Here is a 19,786-nt window from a genome sequence, read left to right as displayed (position 1 = left end):
AATACGCGCGATTGCGTGCTCCTTTGTGGATTATCGCGCCTTTTTGAATAACTAGGAATAACCCCATGTTCAGTTTCCAAGGTGAAAATATACTCTCTGTTAATCAACTCGATCGAGACTGTATTGAACGCATATTTGCTGTAGCAAAAAAAATGGAGCCATACGCAAAAAAACAAAAGCGGACCAATGTGCTTGAAGGCGCTATTTTAGCGAATCTATTTTTTGAACCTAGTACGCGTACTCGTGTTAGTTTTGGCACTGCGTTTAACTTACTCGGTGGACTGGTTCGTGAAACCACCGGTATGCAAAGCTCTGCGCTTGCTAAGGGCGAGTCACTATATGATACCGCACGTGTTATTTCAGCCTATGCTGATGCGGTTGCAATGCGCCATCCAGACTCAGGCTCGGTAGCTGAATTTGCAACAGGTTGCAGCGTACCAGTAATAAATGGTGGCGATGGACCCAATGAGCACCCTACTCAAGCGCTGCTTGATTTATTAACTATTGAGCGAGAGCTTAACCGCTTCGATCAAAATATTGATGGTATGCACATTGCGCTAGTCGGCGATTTAAAATATGGCCGAACCGTTCACTCGCTATCAAAGCTACTATGTCATTACAAAAACATTCGCTTTTCAATGGTTGCCCCTAATGGCTTGCAAATGCCTGACTCAATTTTATCTGTCGTTGAAAATGCAGGACATAAAATTGAACTGGTTGATAAAATGGAAGGTAACTTAGCGGCCGATATTGTTTATCAAACACGTATCCAAGAAGAGCGTTTTCCGTCTCAAGAGGAAGCTAATAAATACCGTGGTGGATTTAGAATTAGCCAGTCTATTTACAATTCCCATTGCAAACCGAACTCGGTGTTAATGCACCCGCTTCCTCGCGATAGCCGTTTAGAGGCAAACGAACTTGATAACGACTTAAATGCTAACGACAATCTAGCGATATTCCGCCAAGTACAAAATGGCGTACTTATTCGTATGGCACTGTTTGCTTTAACCCTCGGCGTAGAAAACAAAGTCGAGCAGTATGAAGTAGACGTTCCTTGGTTTAGCCGCAAACGCGATAGCTAAGCTTTTAATTTTAAAGTGATAAAACAATAGGATTTTTCATGACAATTAGCCAAGACTTATTTAAACGAGCTCAAGACTCTATTCCTGGTGGCGTAAATTCACCAGTGCGTGCATTTAATGGTGTAGGTGGTACTCCGCTGTTTATTACTAAAGCACAGGGCGCGTTTACATTTGATGCTGATGGCAACCGTTACATTGATTATGTGGGCTCTTGGGGTCCAATGATTATGGGCCACAATCACCCTGAAATAAAACAAGCAGTGCATGACGCGGTAGAAAATGGTTTAAGCTACGGTGCACCTACTGAAGCTGAAATTTTAATGGCTGAAAAAGTAAAAGAGCTAGTCCCATCTATCGAAAAAGTACGTATGGTAAGCTCAGGTACAGAAGCAACAATGAGCGCAATTCGCTTAGCCCGTGGCTTTACTGGTCGTGACAAAATCTTAAAATTTGAAGGGTGTTACCACGGCCATGCAGATTCACTGCTAGTAAAAGCCGGCTCTGGCGCATTAACTATGGGTGTACCTAACTCTCCAGGCATTCCTGAAGATTTAGCTAAGCACACACTCACCGTTTCGTTTAACAATATTGAAGAAGTAAAAGCGATTTTTGCCAAGTACGCCGATGAAATCGCGTGTATTATTGTTGAACCAGTTGCCGGTAACATGAACTGTATTCCACCAGTACCCGGCTTTTTAGAAGGTCTGCGTGAAGTATGTGATCAGTACCAATCTGTGCTTATTTTTGACGAAGTAATGACAGGTTTTCGTGTCGCCCTTGGTGGCGCTCAAGCGTATTACAACATCAAGCCAGACCTAACCTGTTTAGGTAAAGTAATTGGTGGTGGCATGCCAGTTGGCGCATTTGGTGGTAAAACAGAAATAATGGATTACATAGCCCCTGTAGGCCCTGTTTATCAAGCGGGTACACTTTCAGGTAACCCTATTGCGATGGCAGCAGGCTTAAAATCACTTGAACTACTAAGCGCTCCTGGCGTTCACGAAAAACTAGAAGCCATTAGTAAAGCGATTTGTGAAGGCTTTGAAGCCGCAGCTAAAAAAGCAGGTATTGCCTTAACGACTAACTACGCTGGCGGCATGTATGGTTTTTTCTTCACCGATGCAGAAAAAGTAACTACTTACCAACAAGCTACTGAATGTGATTTAGAGCGCTTTAAAAAGTTCTTCCACTTAATGCTTGAAGAAGGGGTTTATTTAGCGCCTTCAGCGTTTGAAGCTGGTTTTGTGTGTGCTGCGCACACAGAGCAAGAAGTTCAGGCAACGATTGAAGCGGCAGAGCGCGCTTTTGCCAAGCTATAACGTTTAGCTCATAAGATCACTTACCCATAAAAAAAGCCCTTTCGGGCTTTTTTTGTTTTTACTATTTAACGAATACATTCTGGTCTTGGTTTAAACTCACTGGCTCTAAGCGGTAGCTGAATCACTTTGCCACAGCCCGGTGGTGCTTGCTTCCCGGTTTGCTCGTTTACAAATGCCCACCTAATTGAAGGCGGACGGGTATCGGCAATTGCTTGGGGGTTTAGCGGTTTTAAATAACGAATATAGGTTTCAAGCGCGCCAACACTGCCGGTTAAGCCGGTGCTTTTATTATCGTCACGGCCTATCCATGCAACCGTTACTGTATTTTGATCAAATCCAGCAAACCAGCTGTCGCGTAATTCATTACTGGTACCTGTTTTACCTGCCAACTGGATTGACGGAAAATGTAAGTTTAAGCGCTTAGCGGTGCCATCTTTAGTTACTCGCTTCATAGCATATTTGGTCATGTACATGGCATCTTTATCAAAGCGTTGCTCGTTAATTACTTTGTGCTTATAAAGTACTTTACCAACAGAGTCGGTTAACGCAGAAATAGACGTCAGCTCTCTGTATTCACCGTCTGCTGCAATCGTGGTATAAAGCTGTGCCACTTCAAAGCTCGACATTTCAATAGCCCCTAATAGCAGCGATGGGTATTCATTAATATAGCCTTTAGCTCCTAAGCCCCTGAGCGTGTTAGCCACTTTATCGACGCCTACATCAAGCCCTAAGTTAACTGCCGGTATATTAATACTGTGGCTAAATGCTTTATAAAGAGGCATGGCACCACGGTATTGATGATCAAAGTTTTCTGGCTGCCATACTTTTCCCTCTTCGTTGGTGACTTGCACGGGCGAGTCATCAAGTAACGTCGCTAAGTTATAATGAGGAAGCTGCAGTGCACTTAAATACACTGCCGGTTTAACTAATGAGCCAATATTGCGCTTGGTATCAAGCACCCGGTTAAACCCTGAGTAACGCACATCGCGTCCAGAGACTAACGCTGATACACCGGCTTTTTCAACATTAACGGAGATCATTGCCGCTTCTAATTCTTTGGTATTTGGACGCCTTTCCAAATAAGGTAAACTGGCCTGAATCGACTCTTCCATTGCGGTTTGTTTTTGCAAGTCGAAGTAGGTAAATACGCGCACCCCTGCATCTAACACTTCTTGATCAGGTAGCAGCTGTTTCAGCTCGCGATTAACCAACTCTAAGTAACCTGGGTAAGACTTTTGCAAGCTGGCTTTCATTGGTGCAATATCAATTGCGCGCTTTAACGAGGCTCTATACTCTTTAGTAGAAATAAGTTTGTTATCGACCATTAAACGCAGCACTAGGTCACGACGCTCCATAGCACGTTCTTTGTAACGTCTAGGATTGTAATAAGATGGGCCTTTAACCATAGCCACCAGCAAGGCAATTTGGTCGTACTCTAGTTCATCAACAGGTTTGGCAAAGTAAAACTCGGCGGCCAGCCCCATTCCATGTACCCCTTGGTTGTATGACTGACCTAAGTACACTTCGTTTAAATAGGCTTCGAGAATCTGATCTTTTGAGTAACGGTAATCAAGAATAAGCGCAATAAAGGCTTCATTAATTTTACGTACTAACGAACGCTCACGGGTAAGGTAAATATTTTTAGCCAGCTGCTGGGTTAATGTACTCCCCCCTTGTACGGTGCGGCCTGCGCGAATATTGGTATACAAAGCGCGTAAAATTGAAAATACCGATACACCGTGATGATCATAAAAATCGCGGTCTTCAACTACTAATAAGGTATTTTTAAGCATGTCAGGAAATTTATCTAATGGTACAAACTCTCTATCTTGTTTTGAGTCATTACCAATACGGGCTATTTGTACAGGCTCTAATCTGGCAGTGTTTAAACGACGTCCAAACTTATCTTTAATACTGGCTACCTTCTCTCCAGAGAAGCGCAATTCAATAACATGAGCGCTCTCTAAACCATCATAAAATTCAAAGTCACGGCGAAAAATCTTAATACTATTGGCTGTTTTAATATACTGCCCAGTCCGACTTAAGCGATTAACTGGCGTGTAGTTTAAGCGCTTAAGCTCCCATAAAACCTCTTGCTCTGATAAAAACTGGCCTGGAAAAAAAGTCATTGAGCGGGCATATACTTGTGCCGGAAGTTGCCATTTATTGCCTTCAAACTGGCGAGTTATTTTTGCATCAAGGTAAATAAAATAAAGTGCAATGGCGATAAAAGTCGCCAGACTCAGTTTCCAAAAAATAGAAAACAACGTTTTAAAAAGTGGCCGTTTTGCGGTGCTTGAAGTTTTTTTGGTCGCACTTTTTCGCGCCGATGATTTCGTTGACTTAGTAGCGCGCTTAGTCGAGGGTTTACTGGTCGATGTTTTCTTTTTTTCAGCCATTTAAGTGTAATATATTCCGAAGGTTAATTTAACGCGAGGAGCTTATCACATTACCTTAGCACCTGAAAAATTAACCTCCCCTGAAATCAAAAAAGCCCTAACAGAGTAGGGCTTTGATTGAACACACAATACTTTTAATTAATTACTTCTAACTGATACAAACTCTGGATAAGCATCAATACCACAATCGTGTTGATCCATACCGTTTAACTCTTCTTCTTCGGTAACACGAATACCCATAGTTTGCTTGAGGATTGCCCATACAATGAATGAAGCAATAAACACAAAACTAATAATACATAGTAGGCCAATCAACTGATTAACAATGCTGGCCTCAGCATTAGTAACCGGTACTAGCACGATACCTAGGATGCCACACACACCATGAACAGAAATAGCACCCACGGGATCATCTATCTTCGCTTTGTCCAGTGCGACAATACTAAGTATCACTAATGAGCCACCTAGTAAGCCAAATAAACACGCCATTAGTGGTGATGGTGATAATGGGTCTGCAGTAATAACCACTAAGCCTGCAAGTGCACCATTAAGTACCATGGTTAAATCGGCTTTGCCCCATAAAAGTTTACATAAGAACAAGGCTGAAATTGCCCCCATAGCTGCAGCAGCATTGGTATTAAGTAATATTTGACCTACCGCAGTTGCGTTTTCTTTGTCTGAAATTAATAACTGTGATCCACCGTTAAAGCCAAACCAACCCATCCATAAAATAAACGTACCCAATGTAGCAAGTGGCAAGTTTGAACCTGGAATTGGGTAAATTTCACCATTTTTACCATATTTACCTTTACGTGCACCCAGTAGTATTACACCCGCAAGCGCTGCAGCCGCACCCGTTGCATGGACAATTGCAGAGCCTGCAAAATCAACAAAGCCTAATTCAGATAAGAAGCCGCCACCCCATGTCCAGTAACCTTCAATTGGGTAAATTAATCCTGTAAGTACTACTGTAAACACTAAGAAAGCCCATAACTTCATTCGCTCTGCTACGGCGCCAGATACAATAGACATGGCCGTTGCAACAAACACTACTTGGAAGAAAAAGTCAGACTCTAATGAATGATTAGCATCTGCCGCTTGGCTACCTATTAGCCCACCAAACGAAGGAATAACGCCGCCTTCAACATTATCTACGTACATAATGTTGTAGCCTATCAACAAAAACATAGTACACGCGATAGAATAAAGCGCGATATTTTTAGTTAGAATTTCTGTGGTATTTTTAGAGCGAACTAAACCCGCTTCTAACATTGCAAAACCGGCTGCCATCCACATGACTAAGATGCCAGACATTAAAAAGTAAAACGTATCGAGCGAAAACTTCAGCTCTATAATTGTATTTTCCATGTTGCCCCCTTAAATTGCATCATCATCAAGCTCGCCAGTACGAATACGGACGATTTGGTCTAGGTCGTAAACAAAAATTTTGCCGTCACCAATTTTGCCCGTTCCAGCGACTTTGGTAATGGTTTCTACAACGCGTTGGCAATTTTCACTACGAGTAGCAATTTCAAGTTTAATTTTAGGTATAAAGTCAACCTGATATTCAGCACCACGGTATAACTCAGTATGCCCTCTTTGACGTCCAAATCCCTTAACGTCAACCACTGTCATTCCTTCGATGCCTAAATCAGCGAGTGCTTCACGCACATCATCTAGTTTGAATGGCTTTATTATTGCACTGATCATTTTCACAAAGGCCCCCTTAGGACGCTAGCTTGTTATTGTATTTCCTCTATACAATCCAACCTTTGTGCCATTTTTAAATTAATAATAAAAACATAAACTTAAAAAAATAAATAATATATAAAACAAAAAAGCGCACCATTTAGGTGCGCTTTTTTTATGCAAAATACTGCATTGGTGCGATATCAATGAAATACAAAGAAGGCGTTTAAAAAAAGTCTAACTATTAAACAAAGTTTATTCTTAACAGAGGTGGTTACTCGCTAACTCAACGATTATTATCGGCAGCTAGTCTCAATACTTTTGTTTTTTACTCAAATATCGCTATAACTGCAGTACATAAAATAAAAAGGGTCACTTATGAAATTTAGTCGAAGTCTATTTTTACCCATTGCCGCTATTACGCTCACCCTAAGTAGCGCCTCGTTTGCCGATAATCAACGTCGTATTGATATTGACAGTAAAGTGGTTACCCAGCACAAAGCAAAAATAAATAATGAACGATTTTCTTACACAGTAGCAACTGGCACACAACCGGTATGGGATGACAAGGGAGACGCCATCGCAACCCTTCAATACACTTACTACACGCGCGATAAGGTCGATGATAGAACAAAGCGCCCATTACTTATTTCATTCAATGGTGGCCCAGGCTCAGCGTCAGTTTGGATGCATTTAGCATACACCGGCCCACGCGTTTTAAAAATTGACGACGAAGGCTACCCTATTCAACCTTACGGTGTTAAAGATAACCCTTATTCGGTTTTAGACGTAGCCGACATCGTTTACGTAAACCCTGTAAACACGGGTTATTCGCGTGTCGTTGAAGATAAAGATGGTAACCTTCTACCAAAGGATAAACAAAAAGAGTTATTTTTTGGTGTGAATGCCGATATAAAATACCTAGCAGAATGGCTTAATACTTTTGTATCTCGAAATGAACGCTGGCGCTCTCCAAAATTTTTAATTGGTGAAAGCTATGGTACAACGCGTGTATCAGGCTTAGCGCATGAGCTACAAAATAGTCAGTGGATGTACATTAACGGTGTTGTACTCGTTTCACCTACCGATATTGGCATTAAGCGCGATGGCCCTGTAAAAGCCGCTAATCGCCTACCTTACTTTGCAGCTACAGCGTGGTATCACAAAGCACTAAACGCCGATTTACAAGCAAAAGACTTAGACGAGCTATTACCAGAAGTTGAACAGTTTACTGTTGATGAGCTTATTCCAGCGCTTGCAAAAGGCGGGTTTATTGCCCCAGATGAAAAACGTCGTATTATTAAAAAAATGGCCGAATATGCAGGTCTATCTGAAACATTTGTTAGCCAAAATAACTTAGACATCCCGACACAATTTTTTTGGAAAGAGCTATTACGTGAACGCGGAAAAATGGTTGGTCGTCTGGATTCTCGTTATTTAGGAATTGATAAACGCGATGCCGGTGAATCACCAGATTACTGGGCAGAGCTTACATCGTGGCTGCACTCTTTTACCCCTGCAATTAACTACTACCTGCGTGAAGAGCTTAATTACAAAACCGATATCAAATATAACTTATTTGGTAACGTTCACCCATGGGATAGAAGCGGAAACAATACAGGTGAAAACTTGCGTTTAGCTATGGCTCAAAATCCGTATTTAAATGTGATGGTTCAAGCTGGCTATTTTGATGGCGCAACAAACTACTTTGATGCTAAATACACAATGTGGCAACTAGATCCAAGTGGCAAAATGCAAAATAGATTAAGCTTTAAAGGCTACCGTAGTGGTCATATGATGTACCTACGTCATGCAGATTTAGAAAGCTCTAACAACGATTTACGCGAGTTTATAAAACAGTCTATACCTAAAGACGGTCAATCCGCTAAATACTAATGATTATGCGCTTATAACAATTAAAAAAGTGACCACTCAGGTCACTTTTTTTATATATAACTGAGGTCATTAGCTATGTGTGCAACTACCGGTGCGAATGACGGTTGGCTTTGCTGTGTACTGCTTTGTCGTGAGTATTTCAGCTAGATTTTACACATTTGTAACAAAACACAAAAGCGATAGAATAATGCACTTTTGCAACAAGTTAAGCGTGCAAAAGTGCTTAGCCATCAAAGCCAATACGGTTCTGTATCAAATGAAGCGTGTCGACTTTGCTCCATGGCACTGACTAAAAAGTCAGACTTTTGTTCCAACCATAGTTGTATTTTTGCTAGTTGAGCATCTTCTTGTCCGCCACACAGCTGTTTTAAATAATCAAGCGTACTTAGCTCATACATGCCATGAGAAATATCGAGCCAAGGGAGCCTAAATTCTAATCGTTCATCTTTATCAAACAGTGCACCTAAACAGTTACCACTGAGTAAGCTATTTTCTAACTGAGTACGAAAATTTAAATAATCATTGCCCGATAAACTTTGCTCTTTAGGCAATAAGCGGTGTAAATTTTTCCAATCTTTATCAAATAAACGATGAGCAATATCAATAACGGGCTGCTCAGCGTTTTGAAGCTCTGCTTGGCTCCAGTCTTTACGCCACTGCTTATTTATCAGCCACGTTGTTAAGCTCAGCAATAAACGGTTGTAGCGCGCACTATGAAAAAGCGCAAAAATATCATCAATACTCGGTTGTAACTCTTTTAAATCGTTAATAACTTGAGCTAAGGCGGGCGCACTGTTTATTTTTTTATAAAAAGCATGACGCTTAGAAGTGTAAGTTTTTAACTGAATGGCATTTTCAACCCATGCTAATTCACTCAATAACCACTTTAGCTCCGTTCTGAGATGCTCGGTGCTGTCTTTACTGACAATATCATCAAATAACCAAAAGTTATGACGAATTAAACTAATACCGTCAATCACACGTTTTAATGTTTTTAAACTTGGCTTATCAAAATAGCATTGCTCATGTTTTTGCACAAAGCGAATACCAAAGCCCATGGCTTCAATAAGTGCTTGCTCTTGAGTGGCTTGCTTAGTAAGTTTAACAAAACCGATAGATTTACTCGGTTGTAACGGTGTGTTATCCGCTAGGCGGTAGCCTCTTGCTGCTTTTGAATAAAGCCCCAAGCGCACACTGTTTTGGCTTATTAATTTATCTGCTAAAGCAAATAGCTCGTCTCGGCTACCTTCGACGAGCTCTATTTCAAGCTCGCTAATAATCTCCACTTTACCCGAAGCGGCCACTTCACCTTTATCTAATACCACTTCAATTTTGGCACCATTTTGCGTTTCAATTAACCACGTACGGCGGATAAAATTAGTACTAAATATAGGGTAGAGGTTTTGTGATATAACATCAATTTGCATGCCGTGTGGCCAAATTGATGAATCAAACGCCATTAAATTAGGCCGATTTGTTTCTATGGGTAGGTTATATTCTGGACGTTGATGTAATCCCCCCACCACGTCTCCTGCAAGCTTAATTGTTTGCTCACAGCGCTCGTCTGTACAACGCGTTCTAAAACCAATATCGAGTGCTCTCAGCTCTCTGCTTGGCGTATCAAAATAAGCATTTTGCAAACTTTTAGAAGGCTTGTTTGTGACTGTTTTTGCAAATTGAGTAATTAACGAGGGGATCAGTGGAATGACGTCATCTGATACCAAAAACTTCAGTTCTATCTCAGTATCCATTAGGCTTGCGGATTACCCTTAAAATTAATAAGTGCTCAAAATAAACAAAGCAGACCTATATTGCAAATTTTTTAGTCATAAACACGCAAGCAAAATGCTTTGGTTACAATATCTATCTTGCTATTAAACTATTAAATCCATACTATCTATATACTTATGCGAAATAAAAATCACGTTCACAACGGACACTGCTAGATTAACAAGGTAGATAAATGCTAAAACACTGTTTACTATGGCTGCTTTTAACAGCCGCCCCGTTTATGAGCCAAGCAGAGGAAGCTCAATCAACGCCGCCTACTAATGCTAAAACAGCTTATATAATCGATAACTTATATACTTTTATGCGTTCAGGCGCCAGTAAAGACTATCGCTTACTCGGTTCTATAGATGCAGGCACACAACTGACTTTATTATCTGATGAACAAAACGGTTTTATAAAAGTTAAAGATGATAAAGACCGTGAAGGCTGGGTAGAGGCTAAATTCATCAGCGAATCAGCTGGTTTAAAGCAGCAGTATCAAGCGCTTAACAGCGAAATTAGCGCTATGCAAAATAAATTACGCCAAGCGCAAGTAGAATTACCTGAACTACAAGAACAAAACTCACAGCTAACCGAACAAAATGCTCAGCTGTTAGCACAAATAAGTCAATTACAAGACTCGCTTACTCAAGAACAACAATTAAAGCAAGCAACCAGTGCTAAAGAAAAGCGTCAGCTACTCACTTATGGCGGTGCTATTGCATTTTTAGGCTTGTTCTTAGGAATTATTTTAACCATCGTGTTATCGCGCAGAAAACGCTATGAAGGTTGGGCGTAAGCGCCACCTATATTGCAGGCATAAAAAAAGCATCAAAAAGATGCTTTTTTTATGCCTGCAATTTTTTATACCTGCAATAATGTACTCAAAGGTTACATCTCTAAACGCAGTCCAGGATCTTGTTTTATTTTTTCTATTACCATGTAAGTGTGGTGTGTACCCACTCCCGGAATATCGACCAAATCACCTAATACTTCTCTGTATTCATCCATATTAGAGACGCGAATTTTTAATAAATAGTCGTAACCACCCGCTACCATGTCACATTCAACAACCTGCTTAATTTTAAGAATGTGTTCGCGAAACACTTTAAATACCGCGGTATTTGAGGTGACTAACGATACCTGCACATGCGCCACTAAGCTTTGATTGAGCTTTTCTTCGCTTAACTTTGCAAAATATCCCTCAATGTAGCCTTCTTGCTCCAGACGTTTAACTCTATCTAAACAAGGACTAGGACTTAAATTCACTTGTTTTGCGAGGTTAACATTTGAAATTCTACCATTGCGCTGCAAAACGTCTAAAATTGATATATCGATACGATCAAGCAGGCGTAATCTATTCGGATTAGTCATATCAGTATTTTATATGGATAAGTTAATAATATGCCCTGTAAATTATCGTAAAACGGCAAAATTAACCAGCATATTCTGCTGGATTTTAATTAGAATGCACGCTTTACACCAACAACATTTAGCGGTAATTAACAATTACCCTAAGTCTTAACACTCCTGAGGGTTGCTTATGTTATTCAATGGCGATTTAACAACGACTTGTCCGATCAGACAAAAGATCCGTGACTTTTACCGTATAGATGAAAATGCGGTTATTGATCACATTTTACCACTTGCAGAAGTCGGTGTTAAAGCACGAAGCCGTGCATGGGAAAGAGCTCGCCAAATAGTTTTAAACATTCGTAAAGACCAAGACGGTCAAAGCGGTGTTGATGCGCTATTAAATGAATTTTCACTATCGAGTGAAGAGGGTGTGGTATTAATGTGTTTAGCCGAAGCGCTGCTTCGAGTTCCTGATAAAGCAACTCAAGAAACATTAATACGTGATAAATTAGCAAACGGCGATTGGAGCTCTCACTTAGGTAGTAGTGACTCTTTATTCGTTAATGCCTCGTCTTGGGGGTTATTAGTAACCGGTAAAATGGTTAACTATAACGATAAGACTAAAGAGCAACAGTTTGGCATACTCAAAAAAACCATTGGTCGTTTAGGCGAGCCAGTTATACGTAAGTCTGTTAACTTTGCTATGAAGATAATGGGCAAACAGTTCGTAATGGGTCGTACCATTAACGAAGCGATTGAGCGTGCTGCTGAAAAAGAGCAAAAAGGCTATGTATATTCTTACGATATGCTAGGCGAAGGTGCTCGCACAATGAAAGACGCCAAGCGTTACTTTGATAGCTACATGAATGCGATTCATGCTATAGGTAAAGCCGCAAATGGCCGTGGCCCAATAAAAAGCCCAGGTATTTCTGTAAAGTTATCGGCTATTCATCCTCGATATGAGTTTACTCATAGAGAGCGTGTAATGGAAGAAATCGTTCCAAAACTAAAAGAGCTAGCCCTTGCTGCTAAAAAATACGATATCGGCTTTACTGTTGATGCAGAAGAAGCTGACCGTTTAGATATTTCTCTTGATGTTATTGAGGCAGTATTTAGCGATAACGATTTAGGCGATTGGCAAGGTTTTGGTTTAGCGGTTCAGGCTTATCAAAAACGCGCTATTTTTGTTATTGAATGGCTAACCGACCTAGCAACCCGTGTGGGTCGCAAAATGATGGTGCGTTTAGTAAAAGGCGCATACTGGGATACAGAAATCAAAACCACACAACAAGATGGTTTAGATCACTTCCCGGTGTTTACGCGTAAAGCAACCACGGATGTATCATATAAAGCGTGTGCGATTAAAATGCTTGAAGCACGTGATGTACTTTACCCGCAATTTGCAACTCACAACGCCTACACTGCAGCGACTATTTTAGAAGTGGCCAAAGGTGATAACCAAGGTTTTGAATTCCAACGTCTTCACGGTATGGGTGAATCTTTATTTGACCAAATCGTTAATGAAGAAAAAATTCAGTGCCGTGTATACGCACCGGTAGGCCAACACGAAGACCTACTTGCTTATCTTGTACGTCGTTTACTAGAAAATGGCGCTAATTCATCATTTGTAAATGCCATTGTGGATACCACAAAACCGGTTGAAGCGTTATTACCAGATCCTGTTGAAACACTGCAAGGTTTACGTAATAAATACAACACGCAAATAAAAATGCCAATTGATTTATACGGTGAAGAACGTGCCAATTCAAAAGGTATGGACTTAACTGATATTAACGTGATCACCCCGTTTAAAGAAAATTTAGACACTTGGTTTGAAGAGCACTTAATTGATGAAAGCCAAGTACCAGAAGGCGCGCTGGCAGTTAAAAACCCTGCAAACCATAAAGAAATTATTGGCCATATAAAATTACAAAATAGCGATGAAATGAAAGTGTTGCTAGCCAACGCTGAAACCGCATTTGAATCATGGTCACAAACACCGGTAAAAGAGCGCGCCAATTTATTACGTCGCGTTGCTGATATTTTAGAGCGCCATCACGATGAGCTTGTAGCTATCTGTATTAAAGAAGCAGGTAAAGTAGCACAAGATGGTATTGATGAAGTACGTGAAGCCGTTGATTTTTGTCGTTACTACGCAGCCCGTGCTGAAGAGCTTGCGCAAGATGAGCGCTTTGAAGCCCGTGGTGTTATTTTATGTATTAGCCCATGGAACTTCCCGCTCGCTATTTTCTTGGGTCAAGTTGCAGCGGCCATTGTTACCGGTAACACGGTTATTGCAAAACCAGCAGAGCAAACCAGCTTAATCGCACTTCGTGCTATTGAATTAATGCTATCAGTTGGTTTACCTGAGCACGTTGTACAACCTGTCATTGCTCGCGGTAGCGAAGTGGGTAAAACCATTGTTCCTGATGAGCGTATTCAAGCTGTTATGTTTACAGGTTCAACTGAAACGGGCACGCTTATCTCGCAAACATTAGCGGCACGTAACGATATTCAGGTGCCTTTAATTGCAGAAACTGGCGGCCAAAACTGTATGATTGTTGATTCAACAGCGCTTCCTGAGCAAGTTGTTGATGATGTTATCAGTTCTGGTTTCCAAAGTGCGGGTCAACGTTGTTCAGCATTACGCGTACTCTTTATCCAAGAAGACGTAGCTGATGGCATTATCGATATGCTTAAAGGCGCACTTGCTGAGTTGCATATTGGCGACCCATCATTACTCTCTACAGACGTAGGCCCAGTAATAGATGAAAAAGCGCTTAAAACACTCAACGACCATGTTGAATACCTAAAAGGTAATGCAACACTTCACTATGAGTGTAAAATTCCTGATAACAGCGAAAATGGCGCATTTTTCTTTGCACCACGTTTATACGAAATTAAAGACTTATCGGTATTAAAACGTGAAGTATTTGGCCCTTGTGTGCATGTTATCCGCTTTAAATCGAGTGAGCTTGATAATGTTGTCGACCAAATCAACAACACGGGTTACGGCTTAACAATGGGTATTCACTCTCGCATTGAAGAACGTTGTGAACATTTAGCGAAAATGTCGCGCGCAGGTAACGTATACATCAACCGTAATATGATTGGTGCCATTGTTGGCGTGCAACCGTTTGGTGGCCGTGGACTCTCTGGTACTGGCCCTAAAGCCGGTGGACCAAACTACCTACAACGCCTAATAAAAGAAAAAGCTTCACCAGATAACGTACAAATGACTAACCTAACGCCAGATGAGCTTGATTTACACCACTACAGTGGCGCAAATGAGCAAGTAGAAAAGCTAATGGTTAACTCTATGCGCGATGAAAAAATCTGGCGTGCAACGCCACTGAATGACCGTGTTTCTGCGGTACGTCAGTTATTAGCGAAAGTAGCGACTGTTGAAATTATTGACGACCTCGCGGACGATTTAGCGTTAACACTTGCCGATGCTCGCGCTCAGTTAAACCGCTTAGAAAAGCACATGCGTAAATATACAACATTGCCAGGGCCAACAGGTGAGTCGAATACACTTCACCTTGAAGCTCGTGGTTGTGTGGTTTGTTACGCAGATAAAAGCACCTCATTTAACTTTTGGGCACTGTCTATTATTACCGCACTAGCGGCTGGTAATACGGTAATTACTGTTGCATCTGAAATATTTTACGACGAAGCGGTTGCCTTTAGAGATAAGTTTATTGCAACCGGCGTTGCTGAAGGTGTTTTCCAAGTAGCTAAACCAAACCAGTTACAAGCTATATTGGCACACCCTCACCTAGCGGGTGCGGTAGTTGCTGCACGTTCTTCTCGCTTAGGTTACTTCAGCCAACAGCTTGCACAACGTAAAGGCGCAATACTGCCAGTGATCAGCTCAGAGTATTACGACACGCTAATTAAGCGCCTTATTACTGAAAAAACAATCAGTATCGATACAACGGCATCAGGCGGTAACACCTCGTTGATGACGCTTGTTGAAGATGATGAATAGATAATAGTCATCATTTAATTAAAAAGGCATCAATTTGATGCCTTTTTTTATTTCTAAATGTGAATTTATTTGTTACTTTCATTAATCATATTTGTTAATTAGAGTTCACTTTGAAAACCATTCCGACTACACAGCTAAAACCTGGTATGTTTGTACAAAAAGTTGTTAAGCAAACTGGCAATATTAGAATAAAAAACCAAGGCTGGGTTAAAACTCAAAGTGGAATTGATAAATTAATAAAATCTGGCATTTTAAAGGTTGAAATCGATCCTGATAAAATGCTCACCTCTGAAGAACCTGAAACACAACCAACGCCTGCAACTAAGCACGAAATCAAAAAGCGCGATCCATGGTTAATAACCCACAGCGCTGAGCAAGAAATGAGTAAAGCTAAAAAGCTTTACGATGAAGCAAAAAACTTACAAACCAAAGCATTTGGCGATATAGAATCTGGCCGCACTGTTGATGTTGCTCCTTTTAGGGAGCTGGCTAGCGGGTTTATTGACTCCGTCTTTAGAAATCAAGATGCGCTGGCGTGCATTACGCAAATGCGCCAAAAAGATGCCTATTTATTAGAGCACTCGATAAATGTGTCTATTTTAATGAGTATTTTTGCAAAACATCTCAATATTGAAAAACCAATCATTGAAGAACTTGCAACAGGTGCCCTATTGCATGATATGGGAAAAATAAAAATACCTGACGCGATTCTCAACAAACCAGGTCGCTACAGTGACGAAGAATTTAAAGTGATGCAAAACCATGCGCGCTTTAGCAAAGAAATACTTGAAGACGCAGGATTAACGGGGATTGCTGTTGATATCGCAGGTATGCACCATGAACGCTTAGATGGTAAAGGCTACCCCTTTGGTAAGAAAGGCGATGAAATAAGCAAATACGTTCGTATGGCCTCTATTGTTGATGTATATGATGCATTAACCGCTGAACGCATTTATAAAGCGGGTATGGAGCCAATTAAGGCGTTTAAAATATTAAAACAAGGTTGCCCAGATAGCTTTGATGGCGTGCTGCTGAATAAGTTTATTCAATGCATTGGTATTCACCCTGTGGGCACGCTGGTAAAACTTTCCAGCCAAAAAGTGGGGCTGGTGACCCAAAGTAACCCTGCAACACCATTAAAACCAGTCGTAAAAACGTTTTTTAATGCCAAACATGGGCGTTACACTGAAGTTCAAGATATTGACTTATCAAGCAAAAGAACACAAGACACGCTTGAGTCAGCAATAAAACCCAAAGAATATAATATAGATTTAGAGGGCTTTTATAAGCACTCTATCTTTAGTTAATTGGCCACTATTGTGGCCAATCTTGCAGGGCTTTTAAGCTAAACTCATAGCCATCAAAATCAAGTACGCTCTGATCTGGCGCTATTTCTAACACCTTCAACGCACCAATAGACTCCCCTTCATATAGCTCTCTGCCATTGAGCTTTATCCAGCGTTTATCTGCTGTCGACGAATAAATATGTGCCTGATATTTAATGCTTGGCAACATACTTTGTAAGCCATCAGGCAGTAGCTCAACGGGTTGTACCCGTGATGAATGACGAGAGCCTTGAGTTACTTCGTAGTCGGCTGTTGTTTCTGTATCATTAACGGCTTGCGCAAACGCATTTTTCAGCGTGTCGGGAACCGTATCTAGTTCAGCGGTTGATTCTGGCTGGGCAGGCACATTTTGATTAAGTGGTTTACCTAACACTTTGTATTTACTCAACTCATCGGCACTGAGTGTTCTTTTCGTTGATTGAGTTGGTACACTTTGAGGTTGGTTGCTCGGTGATTGAAAACTAGATGAAACGTTACTCTGCGCCGAGAAATTTTGCGTTTGCCCTTGAGACGCTTGATTAACGCTCATAGGTAAATATTGCTCTTGTGGCGTAAGCAACATTTGCTGTACACCCGTTGGGGTTTGTACATAAACCAATTGCCCTGCCAGTGGCACAGAATTGTTAGGCGCAGTTGTAACAAGGGGCGTTTGAGGGGTTGTTACTGCTTGAGCAACCGTTTTTTTTACTTCCTCTGGGCTTGTTGGTTTTTCTACTACTGCTGAGTCTTTTTGACTAAGGTCATTTTGAACAACCTCATTTTTTACGGCTACATTTTCTTGTTGCAGCCACTTACCGACAAAAAAGCCACTGGTCAATATACCCGTTGCCAATAAACTTCCTGCGAGTAAAAAACTAATTCGACGATAGGCCATCAACTGGCGTTGTTGTTTTAATTGTTGCGCTTGCAAGTCATATTGCTCTGCGCTCATGGTATCGTGCTTTGACTGCTTTAACGCATCTAATAAATAAGACATGAATCACCTAACTAAAGAATAAATGACAGGCCAATTCCTGCACCAAAAAGCATTAACGCAGCAGCACTATAAGGCCAAATATAACCTGTTTTACTCACCTTATTATTTGTAACAATAAAGTCGATAGGTAAAGATTCACTCGCTGCTTGCTTAACAATATCACTGCCAACAATTTCTTGCTGTTTGGAAAATGCCCCTACTAATGCGCGTTCACACACCAGGTTCATTAATCGTGGCACGCCGCCTGTGAGCTGATGCACCATTTGCATCGCTTCCATTGAAAATATTTTCTTGTCACAACCTGCAATATGTAGCCGATGTTGAATATAAGCAATGGTTTGCCCTGGTGTTAGCGCTAACAAGTGATACCTAGCAGTAATACGCTGTGCCAGCTGTCTTAACTCATTTCGCTTTAGAAGTACCTGTAACTCAGGCTGCCCTACTAATACTATTTGTAATAACTTTTTATGGTCGGTTTCGATATTGGTTAATAAGCGAAGTTGTTCAAGCACATCGGGGGCAAGTAGCTGTGCTTCATCAATAATTAAAATAGTATGCCCCCCCGCTTTATTATTAAACTCGAGGTGCTTTTTAATCACATCCGTTAGACTCTTCAGCGTGGCATTTTTGGCGTCGTAAGTTATTTGTAATTCATCGCAAATACTGGCTAACAGTTCAAGTTCTGATAAGGCAGGATTATAGATCATGGCTACTTGGGTATTTTCAGGCAGTCGCTCTAACATACTACGTGTTATGGTGGTTTTACCCGTACCCACTTCACCAGTTAACAGCACAAAGCCACCGTCTTCACCTAGTCCATAGGTAAGGTGTGCTAATGCTTCTTTGTGGCGTTCACTTAAAAATAAGTAGTGGGGATTAGGCGAAATTGAGAATGGCTTTTCTTGTAAACCAAAATAGCTTAAATACACCTTTATAGTCCTTGGTCGTTAATTCACGGCCTATAATGGCAAAAAAATAGCCTAGGTGACAACTACAACCAGGCTTTATTATTAAAATAGTGTAAATAAAAAGGCTAACCGTAAATAAAAGAGCATTTTCAGATTCGCTAATATATTAGGGTCTGTTGTTCTTTGCGGATTAATATTTGTTCAAACTAGGGGCGGTTTAATCGCGGCGCGAGGTTTGTAACCTAGTGGGCTCGATAACTACTCCTGCGTTATTCTACTGGCTTACATCCATGTAAGAATAAGTAAAAACCGAGCAAAGCTTCCGCGCCCTGCTCACGCCCCTTACCTACATCCATGTTGGCAACAAAGAGTAAATCGCCCTTAGGCAGAACCCTTCGGGCAGCGCCTGTTTGGCATTGATGCTGCGTTATCGCCTATTTATGGGGAATAACCACACCACATAGGCTCTGCCTTGCCTAAATACCAAACAGACTGCTGCAAATTTAACCTTGAAAGATCAACAGCCCCTAATTAACTACTTCTCATAGCGTACTAGGCGTAAATATACGTTACTTGTTTTAGCATGTAAGCTATTTAAACCACTGGAAAATTGATAAACCCATGCCGAATTTATATTGCTAATACCCGAGGTATTAGACCAATAATTTTGCGACTGCGTTGCTAAAAAAATACCCGCATTAATACTTGGATCGGTACAACGGTGATCTACTATACTAGCTAACTCTTTAATACTCGGCACTTGCCAGTCGTTATAATTTGCCGTGGTGTCATTCAGTGCGCCTTTAAGTGAGGCCTGCCAATTTAATGGTTGAGTATCACCATCGCAGCTAGTTGTTTCGCTATTATAAACTTGACCATAGTTACAGCGCTGCCACATTAGCCCTGTTTTAGTATCTGACACAGTGCCATCAATATTAATCACAAATCGGTCGGTATCATCGCTAGTCGCTACCTCTTCATAACACTGCTGCGCTGCAAGTGACTGGCATAATCCCAAGGCTAATAACATAGAGACTTTAATTAATTTCATAAT

The 19,786-nt window shown here is 41.0% G+C and carries 14 protein-coding genes; 6 read left to right on the top strand and 8 right to left on the bottom strand.

What is annotated here, in order from left to right; genetic code table 11:
* Positions 1-65: 65 nt before the first annotated feature.
* Together MTN96_RS21705 and hemL are read left to right on the top strand one after the other, a co-directional pair.
* Positions 66-1,082: an aspartate carbamoyltransferase gene (locus MTN96_RS21705; protein ID WP_054202016.1), complete on the top strand. Its 1,017-nt coding sequence runs from the start codon at positions 66-68 to the stop codon at positions 1,080-1,082.
* Between the two features lie 38 nt (positions 1,083-1,120).
* Positions 1,121-2,401, top strand: coding sequence for a glutamate-1-semialdehyde 2,1-aminomutase (gene hemL, locus MTN96_RS21700; RefSeq protein WP_069440337.1), 1,281 nt, complete (start codon positions 1,121-1,123; stop codon positions 2,399-2,401).
* A gap of 65 nt (positions 2,402-2,466) precedes the next feature.
* Here hemL and mrcB read toward each other — a convergent pair whose 3' ends face one another.
* The 3 genes from mrcB to MTN96_RS21685 all read right to left on the bottom strand — a co-directional run bounded on the left by mrcB (position 2,467) and on the right by MTN96_RS21685 (position 6,516).
* Positions 2,467-4,800, bottom strand: a complete 2,334-nt coding sequence (gene mrcB, locus MTN96_RS21695) for a penicillin-binding protein 1B (protein ID WP_248532731.1) — start codon at positions 4,798-4,800, stop codon at positions 2,467-2,469.
* A gap of 138 nt (positions 4,801-4,938) precedes the next feature.
* Positions 4,939-6,168 (bottom strand): ammonium transporter, encoded by a 1,230-nt coding sequence (locus MTN96_RS21690; RefSeq protein WP_013464333.1) that lies wholly within the window; start codon positions 6,166-6,168, stop codon positions 4,939-4,941.
* Between the two features lie 9 nt (positions 6,169-6,177).
* Positions 6,178-6,516 (bottom strand): P-II family nitrogen regulator, encoded by a 339-nt coding sequence (locus MTN96_RS21685; protein WP_010391070.1) that lies wholly within the window; start codon positions 6,514-6,516, stop codon positions 6,178-6,180.
* A 351-nt stretch (positions 6,517-6,867) separates the two neighbouring features.
* On the opposite strand from MTN96_RS21685, the gene MTN96_RS21680 reads away from it, so the two are divergent.
* A complete protein-coding gene (locus MTN96_RS21680; RefSeq protein WP_013464332.1) occupies positions 6,868-8,385 on the top strand; it encodes a S10 family peptidase in 1,518 nt (505 codons plus the stop codon).
* A gap of 230 nt (positions 8,386-8,615) precedes the next feature.
* Here MTN96_RS21680 and MTN96_RS21675 read toward each other — a convergent pair whose 3' ends face one another.
* Positions 8,616-10,136, bottom strand: coding sequence for a CYTH and CHAD domain-containing protein (locus MTN96_RS21675; protein ID WP_248532730.1), 1,521 nt, complete (start codon positions 10,134-10,136; stop codon positions 8,616-8,618).
* A 212-nt stretch (positions 10,137-10,348) separates the two neighbouring features.
* Here MTN96_RS21675 and MTN96_RS21670 point away from each other — a divergent pair, with 212 nt between their 5' ends.
* Complete coding sequence (locus MTN96_RS21670) at positions 10,349-10,954, top strand: TIGR04211 family SH3 domain-containing protein (RefSeq protein WP_036979699.1); 606 nt, start codon at positions 10,349-10,351, stop codon at positions 10,952-10,954.
* A gap of 92 nt (positions 10,955-11,046) precedes the next feature.
* Here MTN96_RS21670 and MTN96_RS21665 read toward each other — a convergent pair whose 3' ends face one another.
* Complete coding sequence (locus MTN96_RS21665) at positions 11,047-11,529, bottom strand: winged helix-turn-helix transcriptional regulator (protein WP_214552350.1); 483 nt, start codon at positions 11,527-11,529, stop codon at positions 11,047-11,049.
* Between the two features lie 169 nt (positions 11,530-11,698).
* Between MTN96_RS21665 and putA the strand changes: the two genes are divergently transcribed.
* Together putA and MTN96_RS21655 are read left to right on the top strand one after the other, a co-directional pair.
* Positions 11,699-15,502: a bifunctional proline dehydrogenase/L-glutamate gamma-semialdehyde dehydrogenase PutA gene (gene putA, locus MTN96_RS21660; RefSeq protein WP_036979702.1), complete on the top strand. Its 3,804-nt coding sequence runs from the start codon at positions 11,699-11,701 to the stop codon at positions 15,500-15,502.
* A 110-nt stretch (positions 15,503-15,612) separates the two neighbouring features.
* Positions 15,613-16,809 (top strand): HD-GYP domain-containing protein, encoded by a 1,197-nt coding sequence (locus MTN96_RS21655; RefSeq protein ID WP_248532729.1) that lies wholly within the window; start codon positions 15,613-15,615, stop codon positions 16,807-16,809.
* A gap of 7 nt (positions 16,810-16,816) precedes the next feature.
* On the opposite strand, the gene MTN96_RS21650 is transcribed toward MTN96_RS21655, so the two are convergent.
* From MTN96_RS21650 to MTN96_RS21640, 3 genes are all read right to left on the bottom strand, one after another.
* Complete coding sequence (locus MTN96_RS21650) at positions 16,817-17,824, bottom strand: general secretion pathway protein GspB (RefSeq protein WP_248532728.1); 1,008 nt, start codon at positions 17,822-17,824, stop codon at positions 16,817-16,819.
* Between the two features lie 11 nt (positions 17,825-17,835).
* On the bottom strand, positions 17,836-18,753 hold the full coding sequence (locus MTN96_RS21645; RefSeq protein WP_248532727.1) for an AAA family ATPase: 918 nt from the start codon (positions 18,751-18,753) through the stop codon (positions 17,836-17,838).
* 514 nt (positions 18,754-19,267) lie between these two features.
* On the bottom strand, positions 19,268-19,783 hold the full coding sequence (locus MTN96_RS21640; RefSeq protein ID WP_016899354.1) for a DUF1566 domain-containing protein: 516 nt from the start codon (positions 19,781-19,783) through the stop codon (positions 19,268-19,270).
* Positions 19,784-19,786: the final 3 nt, after the last annotated feature.

Source organism: Pseudoalteromonas sp. 2CM28B (genome assembly GCF_023161935.1).
Note: the sequence above shows the minus strand (reverse complement) of the source record. Positions and strands in the feature narration are given on the sequence as shown.

Excerpts from the sequence above, each read along its gene's own strand:
- MTN96_RS21670 (WP_036979699.1), top strand. The coding sequence starts at position 10,349 with ATGCTAAAACACTGTTTACTATGGCTGCTTTTAACAGCCGCCCCGTTT.
- MTN96_RS21665 (WP_214552350.1), bottom strand. The coding sequence starts at position 11,529 with ATGACTAATCCGAATAGATTACGCCTGCTTGATCGTATCGATATATCA.
- MTN96_RS21650 (WP_248532728.1), bottom strand. The coding sequence starts at position 17,824 with ATGTCTTATTTATTAGATGCGTTAAAGCAGTCAAAGCACGATACCATG.
- putA (WP_036979702.1), top strand. The coding sequence starts at position 11,699 with ATGTTATTCAATGGCGATTTAACAACGACTTGTCCGATCAGACAAAAG.
- MTN96_RS21705 (WP_054202016.1), top strand. The coding sequence starts at position 66 with ATGTTCAGTTTCCAAGGTGAAAATATACTCTCTGTTAATCAACTCGAT.
- MTN96_RS21690 (WP_013464333.1), bottom strand. The coding sequence starts at position 6,168 with ATGGAAAATACAATTATAGAGCTGAAGTTTTCGCTCGATACGTTTTAC.
- MTN96_RS21640 (WP_016899354.1), bottom strand. The coding sequence starts at position 19,783 with ATGAAATTAATTAAAGTCTCTATGTTATTAGCCTTGGGATTATGCCAG.
- MTN96_RS21675 (WP_248532730.1), bottom strand. The coding sequence starts at position 10,136 with ATGGATACTGAGATAGAACTGAAGTTTTTGGTATCAGATGACGTCATT.
- mrcB (WP_248532731.1), bottom strand. The coding sequence starts at position 4,800 with ATGGCTGAAAAAAAGAAAACATCGACCAGTAAACCCTCGACTAAGCGC.
- MTN96_RS21680 (WP_013464332.1), top strand. The coding sequence starts at position 6,868 with ATGAAATTTAGTCGAAGTCTATTTTTACCCATTGCCGCTATTACGCTC.
- hemL (WP_069440337.1), top strand. The coding sequence starts at position 1,121 with ATGACAATTAGCCAAGACTTATTTAAACGAGCTCAAGACTCTATTCCT.